This is a genomic window from Mycobacterium sp. 3-98, assembly GCF_035918355.1.
In the GTDB taxonomy this organism is placed as follows: domain Bacteria; phylum Actinomycetota; class Actinomycetes; order Mycobacteriales; family Mycobacteriaceae; genus Mycobacterium; species Mycobacterium intracellulare.
The window spans coordinates 1,986,663-2,007,556 of record NZ_CP142360.1; the positions used below are offsets into that span (position 1 = coordinate 1,986,663).

Here is a 20,894-nt window from a genome sequence, read left to right on the forward strand (position 1 = left end):
CTAGAAATGTTCTATGACGACGATGCGGACCTGACCATCATTCAGGGTCGCAAGGTCGGGGTCATCGGATACGGCAGCCAAGGGCACGCGCACTCGCTGAGCCTGCGCGACTCCGGCGTGCAGGTGAAGGTGGGCCTGAAGGAGGGTTCGAAGTCGCGGCCCAAGGTTTCCGAGCAGGGCCTGGACGTCGACACCCCCGCCGAGGTCGCCAAGTGGGCCGACGTGATCATGCTGCTGGCGCCCGACACCGCGCAGGCCGACATCTTCAAAAATGACATCGAGCCGAACCTGAAGCCCGGTGACGCGTTGTTTTTCGGTCACGGCCTCAACATCCACTTCGACCTGATCAAGCCGCCCGCCGACGTCACCATCGCCATGGTCGCGCCCAAGGGGCCCGGTCATTTGGTGCGCCGGCAGTTCGTCGACGGCAAAGGTGTGCCCTGCCTGATCGCGGTCGACCAGGACCCGTCCGGCAAGGGTGAGGCGCTCGCCTTGTCCTACGCCAAGGCCATCGGCGGTACCCGCGCCGGCGTCATCAAGACCACCTTCAAGGACGAGACCGAGACCGACCTCTTCGGTGAGCAGGCCGTCTTGTGCGGTGGCACAGAGGAATTGGTGAAGACCGGTTTCGACGTGATGGTCGAGGCGGGCTACCCGCCGGAGATGGCGTACTTCGAGGTGCTGCACGAGCTCAAGCTGATCGTCGACCTGATGTATGAGGGCGGCATCGCCCGGATGAACTACTCGGTGTCCGACACCGCGGAGTTCGGCGGGTACCTGTCGGGGCCGCGTGTCATCGACGCCGGCACCAAGGACCGGATGCGGGAGATCCTGCGCGACATCCAGAACGGCGACTTCGTCAAGAAGCTGGTCGCCAACGTCGAGGGCGGCAACAAGCAGCTCGAGCAGCTGCGCAAGGAGAACGCCGAGCACCCCATCGAGGTCACCGGCAAGAAGCTGCGCGACCTGATGAGCTGGGTCGACCGGCCGATCACCGAGACGGCTTAGCTTTTCGGCGCCGAGCGTGCACTCAGGGCGAGTTTTCGTCGATTTTTTCGCCGTGAGTGCACGTTCGGCGGGCTAAGAGGCGAGGCGGCTCAGGACGAGGCGAGGCGATCCGCCGTCTCGACCACCCGGCGGGCCAGGTGCTCGAGGGCCTTGTCGGTGGGCTCGTCGAATTCGTTGATGTTGTCGTGGGTGGTGACCAGGCTGACCCCGTACGGGTTGCCGTCGACGAACTTGCACGCATCCGTGTAGCCCGGCGGCACGATGATGCCGCCGAAATGCATCAGCGTGATGTACAGGGAGAGCAGGGTGGTTTCCTGACCGCCGTGCACGGTGTTGGACGACGTGAAGCCCGCATACACCTTGTCGGCGAGCTTGCCCTGTGCCCACAGCCCGCCCAGCGAGTCGAGGAACGCGCGCAATTGCGCTGCGGGAGAGCCGAACCGCGTCGGTGAACCGAAGATCACCGCGTCGGCCCAGACGATGTCGTCGCCGGTTGCCACCGGAAGGTCCTTGGTGGCCTCGTAATTCGCCGTCCAGGCCGGGTTGTGGGCGAACGAGGCGGGATCCTGGGTTTCGGCGACGTGGCGCAGGCGGACATCGGCCCCCGCCGACTCGGCCGCCGCGGCGACGCGCTGCGCCATCGTGGTGCCGTGTCCGGTGGCCGAGTAATAGATGATCGCGAGTTTGGTCACGGGCTCAGCTTAGGCATGCCGATCCCGAATTCGCGGCGCAACAGCGTGCGCGCGGCGTAGTAGCCGGCCATGCCGTGGACGCCGCCGCCCGGTGGCGTGGCCGCCGAACACAGGTACACCTTGGGAATGGGTGTGCGCCAAGGGTTTAGCCGCGGAGTCGGTCCCGCGATCGCTCGCCAGGCCGAATTGCCGCCCATCCCGATGTCGCCGCCCACATAGTTGGCGTTGTGGTCGCACAGCCGCGCGGCGGGCACCGCGCGTGCGGCCACCACGACGTCGCGGAAGCCGGGCGCGAAGCGCTCGACCACCGCGGTCACGGCCTCCGTCGGATCGACGGTGGACCCCGACGGCACGTGGGCATAGCTCCAGAACGGGCGGCGTCCGTTCGAGTCGATGCGGCCCGGGTCGGCGACGTGCGGAGAGGCGGCCAGCACCATCGGCCATTGCGCGTGCCGGCCGGCGGCGATCTCGGCCTCGGCGCGGGCCATCTGGGCCCGGGTGCCGCCGAGATGCAGGGTGGGGGCCTTTCGTAGCCGCGGGTCCGCCCAGGGGATCTCGTCGGCCAGGACGAAGTCGACCTTGGCCACCCCCGGGCCAAACGTGTAGCGCCGCAACGCTTTGGCGTAGCGCCTCGGGAGGGAGTCGCCGTAGATCCGCAGCAGCGCGGTCGGCGCCGTGTCGAAGGCGACGACCCCGCCAGGCGGCGAAGTGACCTCCGTGCCCGCCGTCAGCTCGCCGCCGTGAGCGCGCAGGTCGGCGATCAGTGCGTCGGTGATCGCCTGGCTGCCCCCCACCGGAATCGGCCAGCCCACCGAATGCGCGAGGGTGGCCAGCATCATCCCGGCACCGGCCGCCGTCAACGACGGCATCCGCGAAATGATATGGGCGGCAACACCGGTGAACAGGGCGCGGGCGTCCTCGCCGGTCAGCGAACCCCACGCCGGGGTGCCCTGGGCCAGCATCCGCACCCCGAGCCGCCACGCCGACGGCACGGAGTTCGGCACCGACCGCTTGTCGCCCAGCAGCAGGGCCACCACGTCGTCGGAGCGCTCGACCAGCGGGCCGAGCAGGCGCCGGAATGAGGCGCCGCCCTCCAATTCGGCGCAGGTGCGGTCCAGGTCGCGGTACGCGATGGCCGCCGGGCGGCCCGGCAACGGGTTGGCGTACGAAATCTCGGGGACCGCCAATTGCACGCCGCGCGCGGGCAGGTCGAACTCCATGAAGAACGGCGATGCCAGCGCCAACGGGTGCACCGCCGAGCAGATGTCGTGCACGACGCCCGCGGAATCGGGATCGGTCGCGGTGCGCGCACCCCCGCCAAACGTCGGTTGAGCTTCGACGACCTGCACTTTCAGGCCGGCCCGGGCGCAGATTACGGCGGCGGTCAACCCGTTGGGTCCGCTGCCGACGATGGTGACGTCCACCCGTCAATTACAGCCGATAGGCTGGCCGGGTGAATTTGCCTGTTGTACTCATTGCCGACAAGCTCGCTGAATCAACCGTCGCGGCCCTGGGCGACCAGGTCGAGGTGCGCTGGGTAGACGGGCCCGATCGCGAGAAACTGTTGGCGGCCGTGCCTGAGGCCGACGCGCTGCTGGTGCGCTCGGCCACCACCGTCGACGCCGAGGTGCTCGCGGCGGCCCCCAAGCTGAAGATCGTCGCCCGCGCCGGGGTCGGCCTGGACAACGTCGACGTGGACGCGGCCACCGAGCGCGGTGTCCTGGTGGTCAACGCGCCGACGTCGAACATTCACAGCGCCGCCGAGCACGCGCTGGCGCTGCTGCTCTCCGCGGCCCGCCAGATCCCGGCGGCCGACGCCTCGCTGCGCGAGCACACCTGGAAGCGGTCGTCGTTCTCGGGCACCGAGATTTTCGGCAAGACGGTGGGCGTCGTCGGGTTGGGCCGCATCGGGCAGCTGGTCGCCCAGCGGCTCAGCGCCTTCGGCACCCACCTGATCGCGTATGACCCTTACGTGTCGCCGGCCCGCGCCGCGCAGCTGGGCATCGAGCTGTTGACGCTCGACGAACTGCTGGCCCGCGCCGACTTCATCTCGGTGCACCTGCCCAAGACGCCCGAAACGGCCGGACTGATCGGCAAGGACGCGTTGGCGAAAACCAAGCCGGGCGTGGTCATCGTCAACGCCGCCCGCGGCGGCCTGGTCGACGAGGCGGCGCTGGCCGACGCGGTCCGCAGTGGCCACGTGCGCGCGGCCGGCCTTGACGTGTTCTCCAAGGAGCCGTGCACCGACAGTCCGCTGTTCGAGCTGCCGCAGGTGGTGGTCACACCCCATCTGGGGGCCTCGACCGAGGAGGCCCAGGATCGGGCCGGCACCGACGTCGCGGCGAGCGTGAAGCTCGCGCTGGCCGGGGAATTCGTTCCCGACGCCGTCAACGTCGGCGGCGGGGTGGTCAACGAAGAGGTGGCGCCGTGGCTGGACCTGGTGCGCAAGCTCGGCGTGCTGGCGGCCACCCTTTCCGACGGTCCGCCGGTGTCGTTGTCGGTGCAGGTGCGCGGCGAGCTCGCATCCGAAGACGTTGAGGTGCTGAAACTTTCGGCTCTGCGGGGGTTGTTCTCGGCCGTCGTCGAGGGTCCGGTGACGTTCGTCAACGCTCCGGCGCTGGCCGAGGAACGCGGCATCACCGCCGAAATCGGCACGGCGTCGGAGAGCCCGAACCACCGCAGCGTGGTCGACGTGCGCGCGGTCGCGCACGACGGCAGCGCGGTCAACGTCGCCGGCACCCTGTCCGGGCCGCAGCTGGTGGAAAAGATCGTGCAAATCAACGGCCGCAACTTCGACCTGCGCGCCCGCGGCATCAACCTGGTGATCAACTACGTCGACCAGCCCGGTGCGCTGGGCAAGATCGGTACCCTGCTGGGCTCGGCCGGGGTGAACATCCAGGCCGCGCAACTGTCCGAGGACGCCGAAGGTCCGGGAGCGACGATCCTGTTGCGCCTGGATCGGGACGTGCCGGGCGACGTGCGGGCGGAGATCGGTGCGGCCGTCGGCGCGAACAAGCTTGAGGTGGTTGATCTTTCATGAGGCGCGCCGGCGACCCGACCACGCGCCGCATGAGCGGCGCCAATGAGGAGGAGCGGCGCCCATGAAGCTGGCGGTGATCGAGGGCGACGGTATCGGGCCCGAAGTTGTGGCCGAGGCCGTCAAGGTCCTGGACGCGGTGCTGCCCGGCGTGGAGAAGACCAGCTACGACCTGGGGGCGCGGCGTTACCACGCCACGGGTGAGCTTCTGCCGGACTCGGCGGTCGACGAGCTGCGCGCGCATGACGCCATCCTGCTCGGCGCCATCGGTGACCCGTCGGTGCCCAGCGGCGTGCTGGAGCGAGGTTTGTTGCTGCGCTTGCGTTTCGAGCTGGATCATCACATCAACTTGCGGCCCGGGCGGCTGTACCCGGGTGTGAACAGCCCACTGGCCGGCAACCCCGACATCGACTTCGTGGTGGTGCGCGAGGGGACCGAAGGTCCCTACACCGGCACCGGCGGCGCCATCCGCGTCGGAACGCCCAACGAGGTCGCCACCGAGGTCAGCCAGAACACGGCTTTCGGCGTGCGACGCGTGGTGGCCGACGCGTTCGAGCGGGCTCAGCGACGCCGAAAGCACTTGACCCTGGTGCACAAAACCAACGTGCTGACCTTCGCCGGAAGGTTGTGGTCGCGCATCGTGGCCGAGGTCGGCCGGGACTATCCCGACGTCGAGGTGGCGTATCAGCACATCGACGCGGCCACCATCTTCATGGTGACCGATCCCGGTCGGTTCGACGTGATCGTCACCGACAACCTGTTCGGCGACATCATCACCGACCTGTCGGCGGCGGTGTGTGGCGGAATTGGCTTGGCCGCCAGCGGAAACATCGACGCCACGCGGACCAACCCCTCGATGTTCGAGCCCGTTCACGGCAGCGCACCGGATATCGCCGGGCAGGGCATCGCCGATCCGACGGCGGCGATCATGTCGGTGGCGTTGCTGCTCGCCCATCTCGGCGAGGACGACGCCGCCGCCCGGGTGGACCGGGCCGTCGAGCGCCACCTGGCAACGCGCGGGAGCGAACGGCTCGCCACCCGCGAAGTCGGCGAACGGATCGCCGCCGGGCTCTAGTCGCGGGCGGCCGCGCGCGAGCGCGCCTCCGACGGCACCACCGGCAGGGCCAGCAACGGAAACAACGCGCACACCGCGAAGGCCAGCGGGTATCCGGTCGCGTCGATCATCTCGCCGAAAACCGGGGGCCCGACCGCCGCGGTGAGTCGCTGAGTGGTGTTCTGCGCGCCCATGGCGCGCCCGCTCCAAAATCGGCCGGCCACTTCCGGAATGGCGGTGAACGCCAAACCGTTGTCGAGCACGGTGATCACCGACGCGGCGACCATCAGCGTCACCGCCATCGCGGAGTGCGCATGATCCGCGATCGCCAGCAAGACCATCACCACGGCGGCGGCCATCGCGATGATGCGGATCGGGCGCATTCGCGATCCCAGGCGGTCGGACCATCTGCCGACGGCGATGCGTCCCAGCGCGCTCAACAGCTGCGAGAAGCTCACCAAGACGCCGGCCGTCGCGATCGACCAATGCTGGTTTTTCATCAACCAGACGAGCATGAACGTCAAGACCACGGTTTGGGGCACCATGAGCAGCGCCGACGCGAAGTGAATGCGCCACAGCACCGTCGTGCCGCGGTACGGGCTGGCCAATTCGGCCTTGTCGGCCGTCGACCGTTCGGGGCGTGCGGGATCGCGCACCCACACGGCGCACAGCACCGCGGACACCGCGCACACCGCCGCGGGGAACAACAGCGCGACCGAGATGTTGCGTTCGCCGAGCTCGGGAAGTACCAAGGCGGCCAACGCGATTCCCAACGGTTGCGCGGTCTGTCGAATCCCCATCGCCAGGCCGCGCTGCTGCGGCGGGAACCACCCCGTCACCAGGCGGCCACTGGCGGTGTTGGCGCTCGCCGCGGCCATGCCGCCACCGAACAGGGCGATCCCTTCCGTCAGCATGGATTCCGGCACCGCCGCAGCGATGAGCGCCGCCGCCGCGGTGAGGGCCAAGCCCGCCGTGAGCACGATCCGCTCGCCGACGATGTCGAGTATGTAGCCCCAGGCGATCAGCGTGACCACCATGCCGAAGCTGGGCATCGCCGAGAGCAGCGCCGCCTCGGCCAGATTGATGCCGCGTACGTCGTTGAGGGCGGGGATCAGAAAGGCGATGCCGTTGATGAAGACCGTCGCGCTCAACGTCGCGATCAGTCCCGTCCCCAGCATCACCCATCGACGCGTCGATGTCGTCTGCACCTATTAATAGTTCTCACCGGATCGTTGCGGCAAACGTCGCTCCGGCCTATTCGGCATTGCGTGGGAACGGATGGCACGCCACCAACGAACGCGACGGACGGTTTGCCGCCGGGCCCTGGTCTCCAAACCGGGCGGCAGCAACCGCGTCGGCACCAGCGGCACCGCCGCCAACGGGAACAAGGCGCACAAGAGCCACGCCGGTGGATATTTCGCGGCCGCGATCAAGGCGCCGAACAGCGGGGGTCCGGCCGCCGCCATCATGCGCTGGGTGGTGTTCTGAATGCCCAGGGCGCGGCCGCTCCAATACGGGCCGGCGAATTCGGTGATGGCAGTGGCCTCCAGCCCGTTGTCGAGCACGGAGATCACCGCGATGACCACCATGAGCCCCGCCTGCCACCGCGAATTCATGTAGTCGGCCCACGCCAGCAAGAGGAGCGCCAACACCGCGACCGCCGCGATGTAGCGCACGGGACGCATCCGCGACCCGACGCGATCGGACAGGCGGCCCACGGCAACCCGGCCGAGCGCGCCCAACAGCTGCGAGAGGGTGACCAACCCGCCCGCGGCCGTAACCGACCAGTGCAGGTTCCTGATCAGCCACACCAGCATGAACGTCACCGTCACCGTTTGCGGCATCATCATCAGGCCCGCCACAGCGTGAATCCGCCACAGCGTCAACGACTTTCGATAGGGACTGGCGAGTTCCTGATGACTCGCGCTCGCGCGCGGTTTCCGGGGCGGGTCGACGATTCCGATCACGCTCGCTATCGCCCCGACCGCGCATGCCAGGGCGGCGAACCTGAGGCCGTGCTGCGGTCCGTGTTCGGCGAGCTCGGGAATTACCATCGCGCCCAAGGCGATTCCCAGGGGTTGCGCGGTCTGGCGGATGCCCATGGCCAGGCCGCGTTGCTGCGGCGGGAACCAGGCGGACACCAGCCGCCCGCCCGCCGTGTTGCAACTGGCGGCGGCCATGCCGCCGAGAAACAGATACACCGACATCAGCACCAACGAATGCGCGGACGCCGCGGCGTAGGCCGCCGCCGCGGTCAGCGCCGAGCCCGTGGCCATCACCACCCGTTCGCCCACCCGGTCGAGCACATAGCCCCACAACACCAGCGTCACCACCATGCCCCAGCTCGGCATCGAGGCAAGCAGGGCGGCTTCGTCCAGCCGGACTCCGCGCACTCGCAGCGACGGGATCAAAAATGCGACGCCGTTGATGAAGAGGAACGAACTCGCCGTCGCCAGCAGCGAAACGACCATGATCGACCAGCGCACGCCCGCGCCGATTTCGGGCGTATCGGTCGAGTCGGTCTGCATTCCCCATGCTTGCATACCACCGGGAAATTTGGCCGCAGGACGTGTGCCGTTGCTGGTCATCGCCTGGCCCGCCACGCCCGGCTTCGCCGCGCTCGCGACCCTGGCTAGGCGGGATCGTCCGGCTCCTCCTCGGGCCGTCCCGGCCCGAATCGTCGCCAGACTAGGTCGGATGGTGACGGCCCGCTACGCCCGGCTACGCCGCGCTCGCGACCCTCACTGGGTCGGATGGTGGGGGCCCGCCACGCCCGGCTTCGCCGCGCTCGCGACCCTCACTAGGCTCAACCGAATGCGCCTTGGTCGAATCGCCAGCCCCGACGGTGTCGCCTTCGTCAGCATCGAAGGCGAACTCGACGACCCCGCCGAGATGATCGCCCGCGAGATCGCCGAGCATCCATTCGGCACGCCGAACTTCACCGGCCGGTCATGGCCGCTCGCCGACGTCCGGCTGCTCGCCCCGATACTCGCCAGCAAGGTGGTCTGTGTCGGCAAGAACTACACCGATCACATCGCCGAGATGAAGGACATGACCGGCCCCGCGCCGGCCGAGCCGGTGATATTCCTCAAGCCGAACACCGCCATCATCGGGCCCAACGTACCGATTCGCCTGCCGGCCAACGCATCACCGGTTCACTTCGAGGGCGAGCTGGCCGTGGTCATCGGCCGGCCCTGCAAGGACGTCTCGGCCGCCCAGGCCGCGGACAACATCCTCGGCTACACCATCGGCAACGACGTGTCGGCGCGCGATCAACAAAAAGCCGACGGCCAGTGGACGAGGGCCAAAGGCCACGACACCTTCTGCCCGGTCGGGCCGTGGATCGTGACCGACCTCAAGCCGCTGGACCCGGGCGATCTCGAATTGCGCACCGAGGTCAACGGCGAGGTCAAGCAACACAGCCGCACGTCGCTGCTGATCCACGACATCGGCTCCATCGTCGAGTGGATCTCGGCGGTGATGACCTTGCTGCCCGGCGACATCATCCTCACCGGAACCCCGGCGGGCGTCGGCCCCATCGAGGACGGCGACACCGTCTCCATCACCATCGAGGGCATCGGCACCCTGACCAATCCCGTGCTCCGCAAAGGAAAATCGTGACTGCACCCGCGAACGTACGCGTCCGATTCTGCCCGTCGCCCACCGGCACCCCGCACGTCGGCATGGTCCGCACGGCGCTGTTCAACTGGGCCTACGCCCGGCACACCGGGGGCACCTTCGTCTTCCGCATCGAGGACACCGACGCCCAACGCGACAGTGAGGAAAGCTATCTGGCGCTGCTGGACGCGCTGCGCTGGCTCGGCCTGGACTGGGACGAGGGGCCCGAAGTGGGCGGCCCCTACGGCCCGTACCGCCAATCTTTGCGCGACGAGATCTACCGCGACGTGGTGGCCAAGCTGGTCGAGGCGGGAGAGGCCTACTACGCCTTTTCGACGCCGGAGGAGGTCGAGGCGCGGCACCTCGCCGCGGGCCGTAATCCCAAGCTGGGCTACGACAATTTTGACCGGCAGCTGACCGACTCGCAGCGCGCGGCATTCCTCGCCGAGGGCCGCCAGCCGGTGGTGCGGCTGCGGATGCCCGACGGCGACCTCAGCTGGGACGACCTGGTGCGGGGAACCACCACCTTCGCGGCCGGGTCGGTGCCCGACTTCGCGCTGACCCGCGCCAACGGAGATCCGTTGTACACCTTGGTCAATCCGTGTGACGACGCGCTGATGAAGATCACCCACGTGCTGCGCGGCGAGGACCTGCTGCCGTCGACACCGCGCCAGCTCGCTCTGTATCAGGCGCTGATCCGCATCGGCGTCGCCGAGCGCACCCCGCAGTTCGCGCATCTGCCAACGGTATTGGGGGAGGGCACCAAAAAGCTGTCCAAGCGCGACCCGCAGTCGAACCTGTTCGCGCACCGCGACCGCGGCTTCATCCCCGAAGGGCTGCTCAATTACCTGGCGTTGCTGGGCTGGGCCATCGCCGACGACCACGACGTGTTCAGTCTCGATGAGATGGTGGCCGCGTTCGACGTCGTCGACGTCAACTCCAACCCGGCCCGCTTCGACCAGAAAAAGGCCGACGCGCTCAACGCCGAGCACATCCGGATGCTCACCGTCGAGGACTTCACCGCCAGGCTGCGCGATTACTTCGGCGTGCACGGTCATCGCCTCGAGCTCGACGACGCCGGCTTCGCCACGGCCGCCGACCTGGTGCAGACCCGGATCGTGGTGCTCGGTGACGCCTGGGACCTGTTGAAGTTCCTCAACGACGACGAGTACGCGATCGACCCCAAGGCCGCGGCCAAGGAGCTGGGGCCGGACTCGGCCACCGTGCTCGATGCGGCGCTGGGCGCGCTGGACGGCGTCGCGGACTGGACGACGCCCCAGATCGAAGCCGCCCTCAAGGCGGCGCTCATCGACGAGCTGGGCCTCAAACCGCGCAAGGCGTTTGGCCCGATCCGGGTGGGCGCCACCGGCACGACGGTCAGCCCGCCGCTGTTCGAGTCGCTCGAGCTGCTGGGCCGCGACCGCAGCGTGCGGCGGCTGCGCGCGGCGCGCGCGACGATCGGTTAGGGGAGACCCAGACCACGCATGCGGACTGCCCCGCGAGACTTTGGTAGTCTGCACTGCGGTTTACCAAAGCCGACAACGACTGGCAGTGGCGGTCCCCAAAGAGCTTGCAAAGGCCCGCAATCGGCGCTGACCAGCAGTTTTAGGCGGCCAATGGGGTATGGTGTAATTGGCAACACAGCTGATTCTGGTTCAGCCATTCTAGGTTCGAGTCCTGGTACCCCAGCAAAATCCGCACCGTTTCAAGCGATTAGGTGGGCTTAGCGCGGTGAGCTATGCTGACTGCTCGGATCGTTTCTGGCCCCGTCGTCTAGCGGCCTAGGACGCCGCCCTCTCACGGCGGTAGCGTGGGTTCGAATCCCATCGGGGCTACAAACTAAACCGCAGTTACTGGTCGTTCCCCAGGACGGCCGGAGCGGTCGATCCACCCACCGGCATCGGCGCCAGGCCCAGTTTGCGGTGATCCCACGAACGAGCGCGGCGGGCCACGATGCGAACACAGACCCGCTTGTTCATCATCTGCTCGACGAACGGCTTCATGTCCTCGGTGTAAGGGCCGGTGTAGCGCTCCCAGACGCTGACCCCCACCCGGTGTGAGACGTCGGGGTCGTCCACGATCTCCGCGACGCCCTCGAAGGACACCCCGCGAAGCGTGTCGTAGGTGTGGCCGTCCTCGATCAAAAAGCTCACCCGCGGGTCCCGCTTGAGGTTGACGGCCTTCTGCGACTTCGCCTTGGTCTCCAGCCAGATCTCGCCGTCGACCACGGCGTACCACATGGCGGTCAGGTGAGGCTGGCCGTCGGGGCCGACGGTGGCCAGCGTTCCGGTGCGGCTCTTGACGACGAAATCGGCGATCTCGTCTTCCGACATGACGATGCTCGCGCGCTGATTGGTTCCCATGCCGGTCAGTCTGTCAGGCCCGCCGCGGCGCTCGCGGAAGGACCTGGGAACTAGAGCCGGCGGGCCATCGCATCGGCGGCGGACAGCAGATCGGCGGCCCAACGCGCGCCCGGACGCCGGCCGATCCGATCGATGGGGCCCGACACCGAGATGGCGGCGACGACGGTGCCGCGGCCGTCGCGCACCGGGGCGGACACGCTCGCCACACCGGGCTCGCGCTCGGCCACGCTCTGTGCCCAGCCACGGCGGCGCACCTCGGCCAGCGTTCGTTCGGTGAATTTGGCCGTCGCCAGCACCGCCTTCTGGGTGGCCGCGTCGCTATGTGCCAGCAGCACTTTGGCGCCCGACCCCGCCGTCATGGGCAGTCGCGCCCCGACCGGAACCGTATCGCGAAGGCCCGCAGCGGGTTCCAGGGCGGCCACACAGACCCGGTCGGTGCCCTCACGCCGGTACAGCTGCACGCTTTCGCCGGTGGTCTCGCGCAACAGGGGCAGCACCGCGCTGCTGGCGGCCAGCAGCGGATCGTTGACGTGCGCCGCGAGTTCGGTGACGGCCGGGCCCAGCCGCCAACGCCCTTCGTCGTCGCGCGCCAACAGGCGATGGACTTCCAGGGCCGCCGCCAACCGATAGGCCGTGGCCCGGGGCAGCCCGGTCCGCTCACACAGTTCGGCCAATCCGCAGGGGGATTGGGCGACGCTGTGCAGGACACCCACGGCTTTGTCCAGGACGCCGATACCGCTATGCTGTCTCACAAGAAGATACTAGCGTCTCGCATTCTGAGATCACAGCCCGAATGATCGGCGAGCCGCGGATGACGCGAATTGAGGCGAGTTCGATATGGGGAGCGACGCAGGGGCGGCCGCCAAGCCGCGCACGCTGGCCGAAAAGGTCTGGGACGACCATGTTGTGGTCTCCGGGGGTGCCTCGGGGCAGGGGGCCCCCGACCTGATCTACATCGATCTGCACCTGGTGCACGAGGTCACCAGCCCGCAGGCTTTCGACGGCCTGCGCCTGGCCGGCCGGCCGGTGCGACGCCCCGATTTGACGCTGGCCACCGAGGATCACAACGTTCCGACCATCGACATCGACAAGCCGATCGCCGACCCGGTGTCCCGCACGCAGGTCGAGACATTACGGCGAAATTGTGCCGAATTCGGTGTGCGGCTATATCCGATGGGCAACCTCGAGCAGGGCATCGTGCATGTCGTGGGGCCACAACTGGGCCTCACCCAGCCGGGCATGACGATCGTCTGTGGGGACAGTCACACCTCGACCCACGGCGCATTCGGCGCGCTGGCCATGGGAATTGGCACCTCGGAGGTCGAGCACGTGCTCGCGACCCAGACGTTGCCGCTGCGGCCGTTCAAGACGATGGCGGTCAATGTCGACGGGAAATTGCCCCCCGGCGTGACGGCCAAGGACATCATCCTCGCGCTGATCGCCAAGATCGGCACCGGCGGCGGGCAGGGGCATGTCATCGAATACCGCGGCAGCGCCATCGAATCCCTGTCGATGGAAGGCCGGATGACCGTCTGCAACATGAGCATCGAAGCCGGCGCCCGGGCGGGAATGGTGGCTCCCGACGCCACCACCTACGAGTTCCTGCGTGACCGCCCGCACGCCCCGAAAGGCGCGCAATGGGATGCGGCCATGCGTTATTGGCAGCAGCTGCACACCGACCCGGGCGCCGAATTCGACACCGAGGTCTACCTCGATGCGGAGTCGCTGAGCCCGTTCGTGACGTGGGGCACAAACCCCGGCCAGGGCGTGCCGCTGGCCGCCGCCGTGCCCGACCCCGAACTGATGGCCGACGACGGCGAGCGCCAGGCCGCTGAGAAAGCGTTGGCATACATGGACCTTCGACCGGGTACCCCGATGCGTGACATCGCCGTCGACGCGGTGTTCGTGGGCTCTTGTACCAACGGTCGTATCGAAGATCTCCGCGCCGTGGCCGACATTTTGCGCGGGCGCAAAATCGCCCCGGGGGTGCGGATGCTCGTCGTGCCGGGGTCGATGCGGGTGCGCGCGCAGGCCGAAGACGAAGGGCTGGGCGAGGTTTTCACCGCCGCGGGTGCCGAATGGCGGCAGGCGGGCTGCTCGATGTGCCTGGGGATGAATCCGGACCAGTTGGCGCCGGGCGAGCGGTGCGCGGCGACGTCCAACCGCAACTTCGAAGGGCGCCAGGGTAAAGGCGGCCGCACGCATTTGGTGTCTCCGGCCGTTGCCGCGGCGACAGCAGTTCGGGGCACATTGTCCGCTCCGGCCGATTTGAGCTGACGTATCCGACGTCTGAAGGGATGAGCATGGAAGCTTTTCACACCCACACCGGTATCGGTGTGCCGCTGCGGCGCTCCAACGTCGACACCGATCAGATCATTCCGGCGGTGTATTTGAAGCGTGTAACCAGAACCGGTTTCGAGGACGGCTTGTTCGCGAGCTGGAGGTCGGATCCGTCATTCGTGCTCAACCTCAGCCCGTTTGATCGGGGGTCGGTCCTGGTCGCAGGACCCGATTTCGGGACGGGCTCGTCGCGCGAGCATGCGGTGTGGGCGCTGATGGACTACGGGTTCCGAGTGGTCATCTCGTCTCGATTCGGTGACATTTTCCGGGGCAACGCCGGCAAGGCGGGGCTGCTAGCGGCCGAAGTTTCTCAGGACGGGGTGGAGCTGCTCTGGAAGCTGATCGAGCAGAGCCCCGGCTTGGAAATCACTGCCAATCTTCAAGATCGAAATATCACCGCGGGAACGACGGTGCTGCCGTTCAAGATTGACGACCACACCGCGTGGCGGCTACTCGAAGGTCTCGACGATATAGCCCTTACGCTGCGGAAACTCGATGAAATCGAGTCTTTCGAGGCGGCCTATCCGGACTGGAAACCTCGCACTCTGTCCACCTCCTGAACGGTCGGACGGAGCCGAATTTCTGCTCGATCGGCTAACTAAACCGGGCCGATTTTACGATCCCCCACCGGTCAAGGGCGGCAACCGGATTGCGAAAACGCCGTACCCCTTGCCGTGAAATTGCGCGTGGCTCTTGGAAATTTGCTGGGTGAGGGTTTACCGTGTCCACTAGTCGGTTCAAAATCGAGGACCACTAGTGTCGGAGGGATTGATGAATAAGGCAGAGCTCATTGATGTGCTCACACAGAAATTGAACACGGACCGTCGGCAGGCGACCGCAGCGGTCGAGAACGTTGTCGACACCATTGTGCGTGCGGTACACAAGGGCGACAGCGTCACCATTACCGGGTTCGGTGTGTTCGAACAGCGGCGCCGCGCAGCGCGCGTGGCTCGCAACCCGCGTACCGGTGAGACGGTGAAGGTGAAGCCGACTTCCGTCCCCGCGTTCCGTCCCGGTGCCCAATTCAAAGCGGTTGTGTCTGGCGCACAGCGTCTCCCGTCGGACGGCCCGGCCGTCAAGCGCGGCGTGGTAGGTGGCACGGGCGCGGCCAAGAAGACCGCGGCCAAGAAGGCTCCCGCCAAGAAGGCTGCGGCCAAGAAGGCTCCCGCCAAGAAGGCTGCGGCCAAGAAGGCTCCCGCCAAGAAGGCCGCAGTGAAGAAGGCTCCGGCCAAGAAGGCCGCAGTGAAGAAGGCTCCGGCCCGCAAGGCCGCGACCAAGGCTCCGGCCAAGAAGACTGCGGCAAAGAAGGCCCCGGCCCGCAAGGCCGCGACCAAGGCCCCGGCTAAGAAGGCCGCGAGCAAGTCGACGGCCCGCAAGGCTCCCGCCAAGAAGACGACCGCGCGTCGCGGCCGCCGGTAGGCAGAGCACGTTCTAGACACGAATACCCTTCGGCGGCAGCGGTGCCCCGGAGGGTATTCGTGTGCTAGCGGCGGGCCGCCGCATCACGCCAGCGGCGGCCGTCGCCGTCGCTCTTTCGCTAGGCGCGCACGTTGGCGGCCAGCGCACCGCCGAGGTGATCGGCGGCGACCAGCCGGCCGCCCGACAACGACAGCACCCAGGTGCTGCCCTTGTGATTGCGCGATTTGTCCGGCCGCACCCCATCGCGGGCACACCACCACGCGATCAGGTCCGGAATCACCTTGCCCTGCGTGCAGACAACCGGTGTGCCGTGCTCGCCGGCGATGTCCAGCATCCGGTGGCGGCCGCGTTTGGCGTTCTTGGCGTAGGCCTCTTCGGTGAGGGTGGGCTCGTTGTGCACGGTCGAGCCGAGTTCCTCGGCGAGTGGTTCCACGGTCTGATGACAGCGGACCCGGTCGGCCGCATACACCCGCGAAGCACCGAAGGCGAGCAGCTGGGGAACCAGCGCCTTGGCCTGCGCGCGCCCCCGTTTGTCGAGCGGCCGCTTGGTGTCATCGCCGGAGAAGCGCGACTTGCGTCCCGCGGTCGCGTGCCGGACCACCAACACGGTGTGGGTGTCCGCCGGCTTTTTGTTGAAGTGGCGCAACACTTTTCGGTCCTGGGCGTAATCGAGTTTCCGCATGGCTTCGGCCGCCGGTAACCAGAGCAACCGGTCGACCTCGTCGCCGGGAACGAACTCGCCGCCCACGGCGCGCGCCGACCAGTAGGAGACTTTTTTGACGCCCGCGTCGATCGGATAGCTCACCGCGTTGAGCCGCCTGCCCAGGACGGCGTGTTGGCCGGTCTCCTCGTACACCTCCCGCACCGCCGCCACGGGCGCGGTCTCGCCGGGGTCCACTTTGCCTTTGGGCAGTGACCAATCGTCATAGCGGGGGCGGTGGATGACGGCGATCTCGACATCGTGGTCGGCGGTGTCGGCATCGCCCGGCCGCCACAGGACCGCGCCGGCGGCATGGACGATTCGGCTTCCAGAGCGCCGGGCGCTAGACGAGCTCGAAGGCGGCACCTCAACTCCTGCAGGTCAATTCGGTCAGAGTCGCACGTTCAATCACGCTGCGGCCCGGGAACAACCGGAAATCACCGCACAGGTCTAGGGACTGCGATGCCGCTCCATCAACGATACTTGGTGGTCGCGCACCGTATGGCCCTCTTGCGGCGACGCGGTCCACTGCCCGTCGGACCCGAGTTCCCAGCAGCGCGTGGACGGATCCAGTGCGGACTCGAACAATTCATCCAGCTGCGCGGTGAGCTTGGGGTCCTTGACCTGAGCCAGCACCTCCACGCGGCGATCGAGGTTGCGGTGCATCATATCGGCGCTGCCGATCCAGAATTCGTTGATGTTGCGGAAATGGATGATCCGCGAGTGCTCGAGGAAGCGCCCGAGAATGGAGCGCACAACGATGTTTTCGGAGTAGCCCTGTGCACCCGGGCGCAGCGCGCAGATGCCACGCACCACCACCTCGACCCGCACGCCGGCCTGCGACGCCCGGTACAGCGCATCGATGACCTGCTCGTCCACCAGCGCATTCATCTTGAGACGAATTCGCCCGTCCCCGCGTTCGCGGTGCGCCGCGATCTCACGTTCGACGCGTTCGATGATCCCGGTGCGAATTCCGTGCGGCGCCACCAGCAGATTGCGGTAGGAGACCTTACGCGAATAGCCGGTAAGCGAATTGAACAAGTCGGTGAGGTCGGCGCCGATGTCGGGGGCCGCGGTCAGCAGGCCGACATCCTCATAGAGACGGGCGGTCTTGCTGTTGTAGTTGCCCGTTCCGATGTGGCAGTAGCGCCGGATCGCCGAGCCTTCGCGACGCACCACCAAACAGGTCTTGCAGTGCGTCTTGAGCCCGACGAGTCCGTAAACCACGTGCACGCCCGCCTGTTCGAGTGCGCGCGCCCAGCGGATGTTGGCCTGTTCGTCGAAGCGCGCCTTGATCTCCACCAGTGCCACGGCCTGCTTTCCGGCCTCGGCCGCTTCGATCAGCGCGCGAACGATCGGCGAATCACCGGAGGTGCGGTACAACGTCTGTTTGATCGCCAGCACGTTGGGGTCGGCGGCGGCCTGCTGGATGAATCGCTGCACGCTGGTGGAGAACGAGTCATACGGGTGGTGCACCAGCACGTCGCCCTCGCGCAGCGTCGCGAAGATGCTCTTGGGGGATTCGCGATCGGCGAAGGCCGGATGCGTGTCGGGGACGAACGCGGGGTCCTTGAGCGCCGGGCGGTCCAGGTCGTAGATCTGCCACAGCGACGAAAGATCCAAAAGGCCCGGGACTTCGATGACGTCACCGGGATGCACATCGAGTTCGCGCAGCAGCAATTCCAGCATGCCCTCGGTCATGTCGTCAGCGATCTCGAGTCGCACCGGCGGGCCGAACCGCCGGCGCGCCAGTTCGCGTTCGAGGGCCTGCAGCAGGTCTTCGTCGCGGTCTTCTTCGACCTCCATGTCGGCGTTGCGGGTGATGCGGAAGGCGTGGTGCTCCACGATTTCCATGCCGGGGAAGAGAAGAGGAAGGAAGGCCGCGATCAGTTCTTCCAGCGGCAGATAGCGCACGATGGACCGGGCTTCGCCCGCGGCGCTGTCCCGGCCCGACCTGGGGGCGGCGAGTTCGACGAAGCGATCGACGTTGTTGGGCACCTTGACTCGCGCGAAGTGCTGGCCACCATCCTCGGGCTGGCGGACCATGACCGCCAGATTCAGGCTCAGCCCGCTGACGAATGGGAACGGGTGCGCGGGGTCGACGGCCAGCGGCGTCAGGACGGGAAAGACTTGTTCGGTGAAATAGGCCGAGAGTTCGTCGCGTTCGGCCTGATCGAGGTCCGCCCACGTGACGATGTGGATGCCTTCCTCGGCCAGCGCGGGCCGCACCGAATCGAGGAACACCCGCGCGTGCCTGGTGGCGATCCGCTGGGTCTGTTCCCCGATGAGGGCCAGCTGCTTGCGCGGCGTCAGACCGTCGGCGGAGCGCACCGACAGGCCCATCTCGTCGCGGCGCTTGAGGCCGGCGACCCGCACCATGTAGAACTCGTCGAGGTTGGAGGCGAAGATCGCCAGGAATTTCGCCCGTTCCAGCAGCGGCAACGAATTGTCGTCGGCCAGCGCCAGCACGCGGGCGTTGAAGTCCAGCCAGCTCAGTTCCCGGTTGAGGTAACGCTCGTCGGGCAGATCGGTCATCGCGGTGGGCGTCGCAGCCGGGGGCGCCGCCACGGCCGAGTCGCCGGAATGCCACAAATTCTCGTCGGGTCGCGCCTCAGCTTCGATTTCAGTCACCCTGCGATCATCGCTCATCACGCGCGGGTGCTGCCAGTGGTGATCGCGAGCGCGGCCGTGGCGGGTCGCCACTACAGGCCGTCACCGGGCGCAGCGCGCACGGGAATCATTCGCCGTTGGGCCGACGTTCGCTTTCCGGACATCGACCGCTCGTGAGGCAAATCAGTGCGCGGCGATGGCGCGGGCGGTCGCGGCGCCCACCCCCAGGCGGCGGGCGGCAGCGAGGTCGGTCGGAGTGTCGACGTCACAGCGCAGGCCGGGCCACGCGCCGGTCAGCTCGATCGCACCCGAACTGCGGTGCCGCGCCGAGGAATCGGAACCGAACCGGGGATCGAGCGGACCCCCGAACGCGAAGAGCGCCGCGGTTCCGGTCGCCAGCCGGTCGGCGACGAAGCTGCGCCGGTGCTGGCGGGCGGCGGCGACGGCCTCGGCCAGCTCCTGGGTCTGCAGCGCCGGCAAATCACCTTGCAGCGCAACGACATTGGAGAACGAAGTTGCCACCGCGCGCGCCGCGGTGGCGATCGCGTTGTTCAGGGGATCGGGGTGGCCCTCGGGCGTCGGGTCGACCAGCACGTCGGCACCCAGCTCGGCGGCCGCAGCGGCCGCCGCGTCGTCGGGCGTGATGACGGTGATCGAGCCCAACGATTCCGCGCGCCCCGCGGCGGTCAGGGTGTCCATCAACATCGCCAGCACCACGCTCTCGCGGGTGCGCGCCGAGAAAACCGGCGCCAGTCTTGTCTTGGCCGCGGCCAACCTCTTGACGGCGATGATCAACGCGACATCGCCCGCGCCGTCGGCTCGTATGCCGCTCATGAGATGTCATCCTGCCAGCGCGGCTCCGCGCGCCGGCGTCATGGCCCCGGCGCGCGGGACACGCTGGCCGCGTGACGCCCGGTCCGTCGCTGATCTAGGGTGTAGCGGCCGCACGTGCCGCATGAGCAACGCCGACCACGACAGGGGGTGACACATGACCAGCACGCATGCCGGTTCGACCGGCGCCGTCACGGTCATGGGCGCCGGGGCGTGGGGCACGGCGCTGGCGAAGGTGCTCGTCGAGGCGGGCGGGCCGGAAACACATGTCACGTTGTGGGCCCGCAGGCCCGAGCTCGCCGAGCGGATCAACGCCACCCGATCGAACCCGGACTATCTGCCCGGCACGTCGCTGCCGGCGGGCATCCGCGCCACCGCCGACGCCGCCGAGGCGCTCCAGAACGCGTCCACGGTGCTGCTCGGCGTGCCGGCGCAGACGATGCGGAGCAACCTCGAGCGCTGGACGCCGCTGCTGCGCGAGGGCGCGACCCTGGTCAGCCTGGCCAAGGGCATCGAGCTGGGCACCCTGATGCGGATGAGCCAGGTGATCGTCGCGGTGACTGGCGTCGACCCCGCTCACGTCGCGGTGATCTCGGGGCCGAACCTGGCCAGCGAGATCGCCGGATGCCAGCCGGCCGCGACCGTGGTCGCCTGCGGTGACTCGGGCCGGGCCGTCGCCCTGCAGCGCATGCTGAACAGCGGATACTTTCGCCCCTACACCAACAGTGATGTGGTGGGCACCGAGATCGGCGGGGCGTGCAAGAACGTGATCGCGCTCGCCTGCGGGATGGCCGCCGGCGTGGGGCTCGGCGAAAACACCGCGGCGGCGATCATCACCCGGGGCCTGGCCGAGATCATGCGGCTGGGGATCGCGCTGGGTGCCAAGGGCGCGACGCTGGCCGGGCTCGCCGGCGTGGGCGACCTGGTGGCCACGTGCAGCTCCCCGCATTCGCGCAACCGGTCGTTCGGTGAACGGCTCGGCCGCGGAGCAACCGTCGAGTCGATTCTTTCCGGCACGCCCGACGGCGGCGACGGGCACGTCGTCGAGGGTGTGACGTCCTGCGAGTCGGTGCTGGCGCTGGCGGCCAGTTACGACGTCGAAATGCCGCTCACCGACGCGGTGCACCGGGTCTGCCACAAGGGGCTGTCGGTCGACGAGGCGATGGCGCTGCTGTTGGGCCGCCGCACCAAGCCCGAGTGAGACCCCACCTACCCGGTAGCC

18 protein-coding genes and 2 tRNA genes are annotated in these 20,894 nt (G+C 67.9%); 11 read left to right on the forward strand and 9 right to left on the reverse strand.

Annotation, left to right across the window (positions count from 1 at the left end):
* Positions 1-6: 6 nt before the first annotated feature.
* Positions 7-1,008 (forward strand): ketol-acid reductoisomerase, encoded by a 1,002-nt coding sequence (ilvC, locus tag QGN30_RS09760; protein ID WP_009952794.1) that lies wholly within the window; start codon positions 7-9, stop codon positions 1,006-1,008.
* An 89-nt stretch (positions 1,009-1,097) separates the two neighbouring features.
* Here ilvC and wrbA read toward each other — a convergent pair whose 3' ends face one another.
* Positions 1,098-1,700, reverse strand: a complete 603-nt coding sequence (wrbA, locus tag QGN30_RS09765) for an NAD(P)H:quinone oxidoreductase (protein ID WP_009952793.1) — start codon at positions 1,698-1,700, stop codon at positions 1,098-1,100.
* A complete protein-coding gene (locus QGN30_RS09770; RefSeq protein ID WP_248923172.1) occupies positions 1,697-3,124 on the reverse strand; it encodes a phytoene desaturase family protein in 1,428 nt (475 codons plus the stop codon). The genes wrbA and QGN30_RS09770 overlap by 4 nt, the downstream gene beginning before the upstream one ends.
* A 29-nt stretch (positions 3,125-3,153) precedes the next feature.
* Between QGN30_RS09770 and serA the strand changes: the two genes are divergently transcribed.
* Together serA and QGN30_RS09780 are read left to right on the forward strand one after the other, a co-directional pair.
* A complete protein-coding gene (gene serA, locus QGN30_RS09775) occupies positions 3,154-4,740 on the forward strand; it encodes a phosphoglycerate dehydrogenase (protein WP_009952790.1) in 1,587 nt (528 codons plus the stop codon).
* A gap of 61 nt (positions 4,741-4,801) precedes the next feature.
* The gene (locus QGN30_RS09780; RefSeq protein WP_009952789.1) at positions 4,802-5,812 is read left to right on the forward strand and encodes a 3-isopropylmalate dehydrogenase; all 1,011 of its coding nucleotides are present in this window, start codon (positions 4,802-4,804) and stop codon (positions 5,810-5,812) included.
* Here the strand turns inward: QGN30_RS09780 and QGN30_RS09785 are convergent.
* The gene (locus tag QGN30_RS09785) at positions 5,809-6,999 is read right to left on the reverse strand and encodes an MFS transporter (RefSeq protein WP_014385483.1); all 1,191 of its coding nucleotides are present in this window, start codon (positions 6,997-6,999) and stop codon (positions 5,809-5,811) included. The two genes, QGN30_RS09780 and QGN30_RS09785, sit on opposite strands and share 4 nt — an antisense overlap.
* Positions 7,000-7,002: 3 nt before the next feature.
* Positions 7,003-8,319, reverse strand: a complete 1,317-nt coding sequence (locus tag QGN30_RS09790) for an MFS transporter (RefSeq protein WP_009952786.1) — start codon at positions 8,317-8,319, stop codon at positions 7,003-7,005.
* Between the two features lie 286 nt (positions 8,320-8,605).
* On the opposite strand from QGN30_RS09790, the gene QGN30_RS09795 reads away from it, so the two are divergent.
* The 4 genes from QGN30_RS09795 (at position 8,606) to QGN30_RS09810 (ending at position 11,244) form a co-directional block, all read left to right on the forward strand.
* A complete protein-coding gene (locus QGN30_RS09795) occupies positions 8,606-9,412 on the forward strand; it encodes a fumarylacetoacetate hydrolase family protein (protein ID WP_009952784.1) in 807 nt (268 codons plus the stop codon).
* The gene (gene gltX, locus QGN30_RS09800) at positions 9,409-10,875 is read left to right on the forward strand and encodes a glutamate--tRNA ligase (RefSeq protein ID WP_080749737.1); all 1,467 of its coding nucleotides are present in this window, start codon (positions 9,409-9,411) and stop codon (positions 10,873-10,875) included. The genes QGN30_RS09795 and gltX overlap by 4 nt, the downstream gene beginning before the upstream one ends.
* A gap of 151 nt (positions 10,876-11,026) precedes the next feature.
* Positions 11,027-11,098: transfer RNA gene (locus tag QGN30_RS09805), tRNA-Gln, on the forward strand.
* A gap of 73 nt (positions 11,099-11,171) precedes the next feature.
* Positions 11,172-11,244 (forward strand) — tRNA-Glu (locus tag QGN30_RS09810).
* Positions 11,245-11,259: 15 nt separating this feature from the next.
* Here QGN30_RS09810 and QGN30_RS09815 read toward each other — a convergent pair.
* Both QGN30_RS09815 and QGN30_RS09820 read right to left on the reverse strand, forming a co-directional pair.
* Positions 11,260-11,772 carry a pyridoxamine 5'-phosphate oxidase family protein gene (locus tag QGN30_RS09815; RefSeq protein WP_009952782.1) on the reverse strand — a complete coding sequence of 171 codons (513 nt, stop codon included), beginning with the start codon at positions 11,770-11,772 and terminating at the stop codon, positions 11,260-11,262.
* 50 nt (positions 11,773-11,822) lie between these two features.
* Positions 11,823-12,524 carry an IclR family transcriptional regulator gene (locus QGN30_RS09820; protein WP_014380734.1) on the reverse strand — a complete coding sequence of 234 codons (702 nt, stop codon included), beginning with the start codon at positions 12,522-12,524 and terminating at the stop codon, positions 11,823-11,825.
* A gap of 85 nt (positions 12,525-12,609) precedes the next feature.
* Here QGN30_RS09820 and leuC point away from each other — a divergent pair, with 85 nt between their 5' ends.
* The 3 genes from leuC to QGN30_RS09835 all read left to right on the forward strand — a co-directional run bounded on the left by leuC (position 12,610) and on the right by QGN30_RS09835 (position 15,531).
* On the forward strand, positions 12,610-14,049 hold the full coding sequence (gene leuC / locus QGN30_RS09825; RefSeq protein ID WP_020823239.1) for a 3-isopropylmalate dehydratase large subunit: 1,440 nt from the start codon (positions 12,610-12,612) through the stop codon (positions 14,047-14,049).
* 26 nt (positions 14,050-14,075) lie between these two features.
* Positions 14,076-14,672: a 3-isopropylmalate dehydratase small subunit gene (gene leuD / locus QGN30_RS09830; RefSeq protein WP_008259008.1), complete on the forward strand. Its 597-nt coding sequence runs from the start codon at positions 14,076-14,078 to the stop codon at positions 14,670-14,672.
* A gap of 211 nt (positions 14,673-14,883) precedes the next feature.
* Positions 14,884-15,531 (forward strand): HU family DNA-binding protein, encoded by a 648-nt coding sequence (locus tag QGN30_RS09835; protein WP_008259006.1) that lies wholly within the window; start codon positions 14,884-14,886, stop codon positions 15,529-15,531.
* A gap of 118 nt (positions 15,532-15,649) precedes the next feature.
* Here the strand turns inward: QGN30_RS09835 and QGN30_RS09840 are convergent, their stop codons facing one another.
* The 3 genes from QGN30_RS09840 to cofC form a co-directional block, all read right to left on the reverse strand.
* Positions 15,650-16,597 (reverse strand): NUDIX hydrolase, encoded by a 948-nt coding sequence (locus QGN30_RS09840; protein WP_008259004.1) that lies wholly within the window; start codon positions 16,595-16,597, stop codon positions 15,650-15,652.
* Between the two features lie 84 nt (positions 16,598-16,681).
* Positions 16,682-18,883 carry an RNA degradosome polyphosphate kinase gene (locus tag QGN30_RS09845; RefSeq protein ID WP_009952778.1) on the reverse strand — a complete coding sequence of 734 codons (2,202 nt, stop codon included), beginning with the start codon at positions 18,881-18,883 and terminating at the stop codon, positions 16,682-16,684.
* 141 nt (positions 18,884-19,024) lie between these two features.
* The gene (gene cofC / locus QGN30_RS09850; RefSeq protein ID WP_038537035.1) at positions 19,025-19,675 is read right to left on the reverse strand and encodes a 2-phospho-L-lactate guanylyltransferase; all 651 of its coding nucleotides are present in this window, start codon (positions 19,673-19,675) and stop codon (positions 19,025-19,027) included.
* A gap of 154 nt (positions 19,676-19,829) precedes the next feature.
* Here cofC and QGN30_RS09855 point away from each other — a divergent pair, with 154 nt between their 5' ends.
* On the forward strand, positions 19,830-20,873 hold the full coding sequence (locus QGN30_RS09855) for an NAD(P)H-dependent glycerol-3-phosphate dehydrogenase (protein ID WP_038537033.1): 1,044 nt from the start codon (positions 19,830-19,832) through the stop codon (positions 20,871-20,873).
* Positions 20,874-20,894 lie beyond the last annotated feature (21 nt).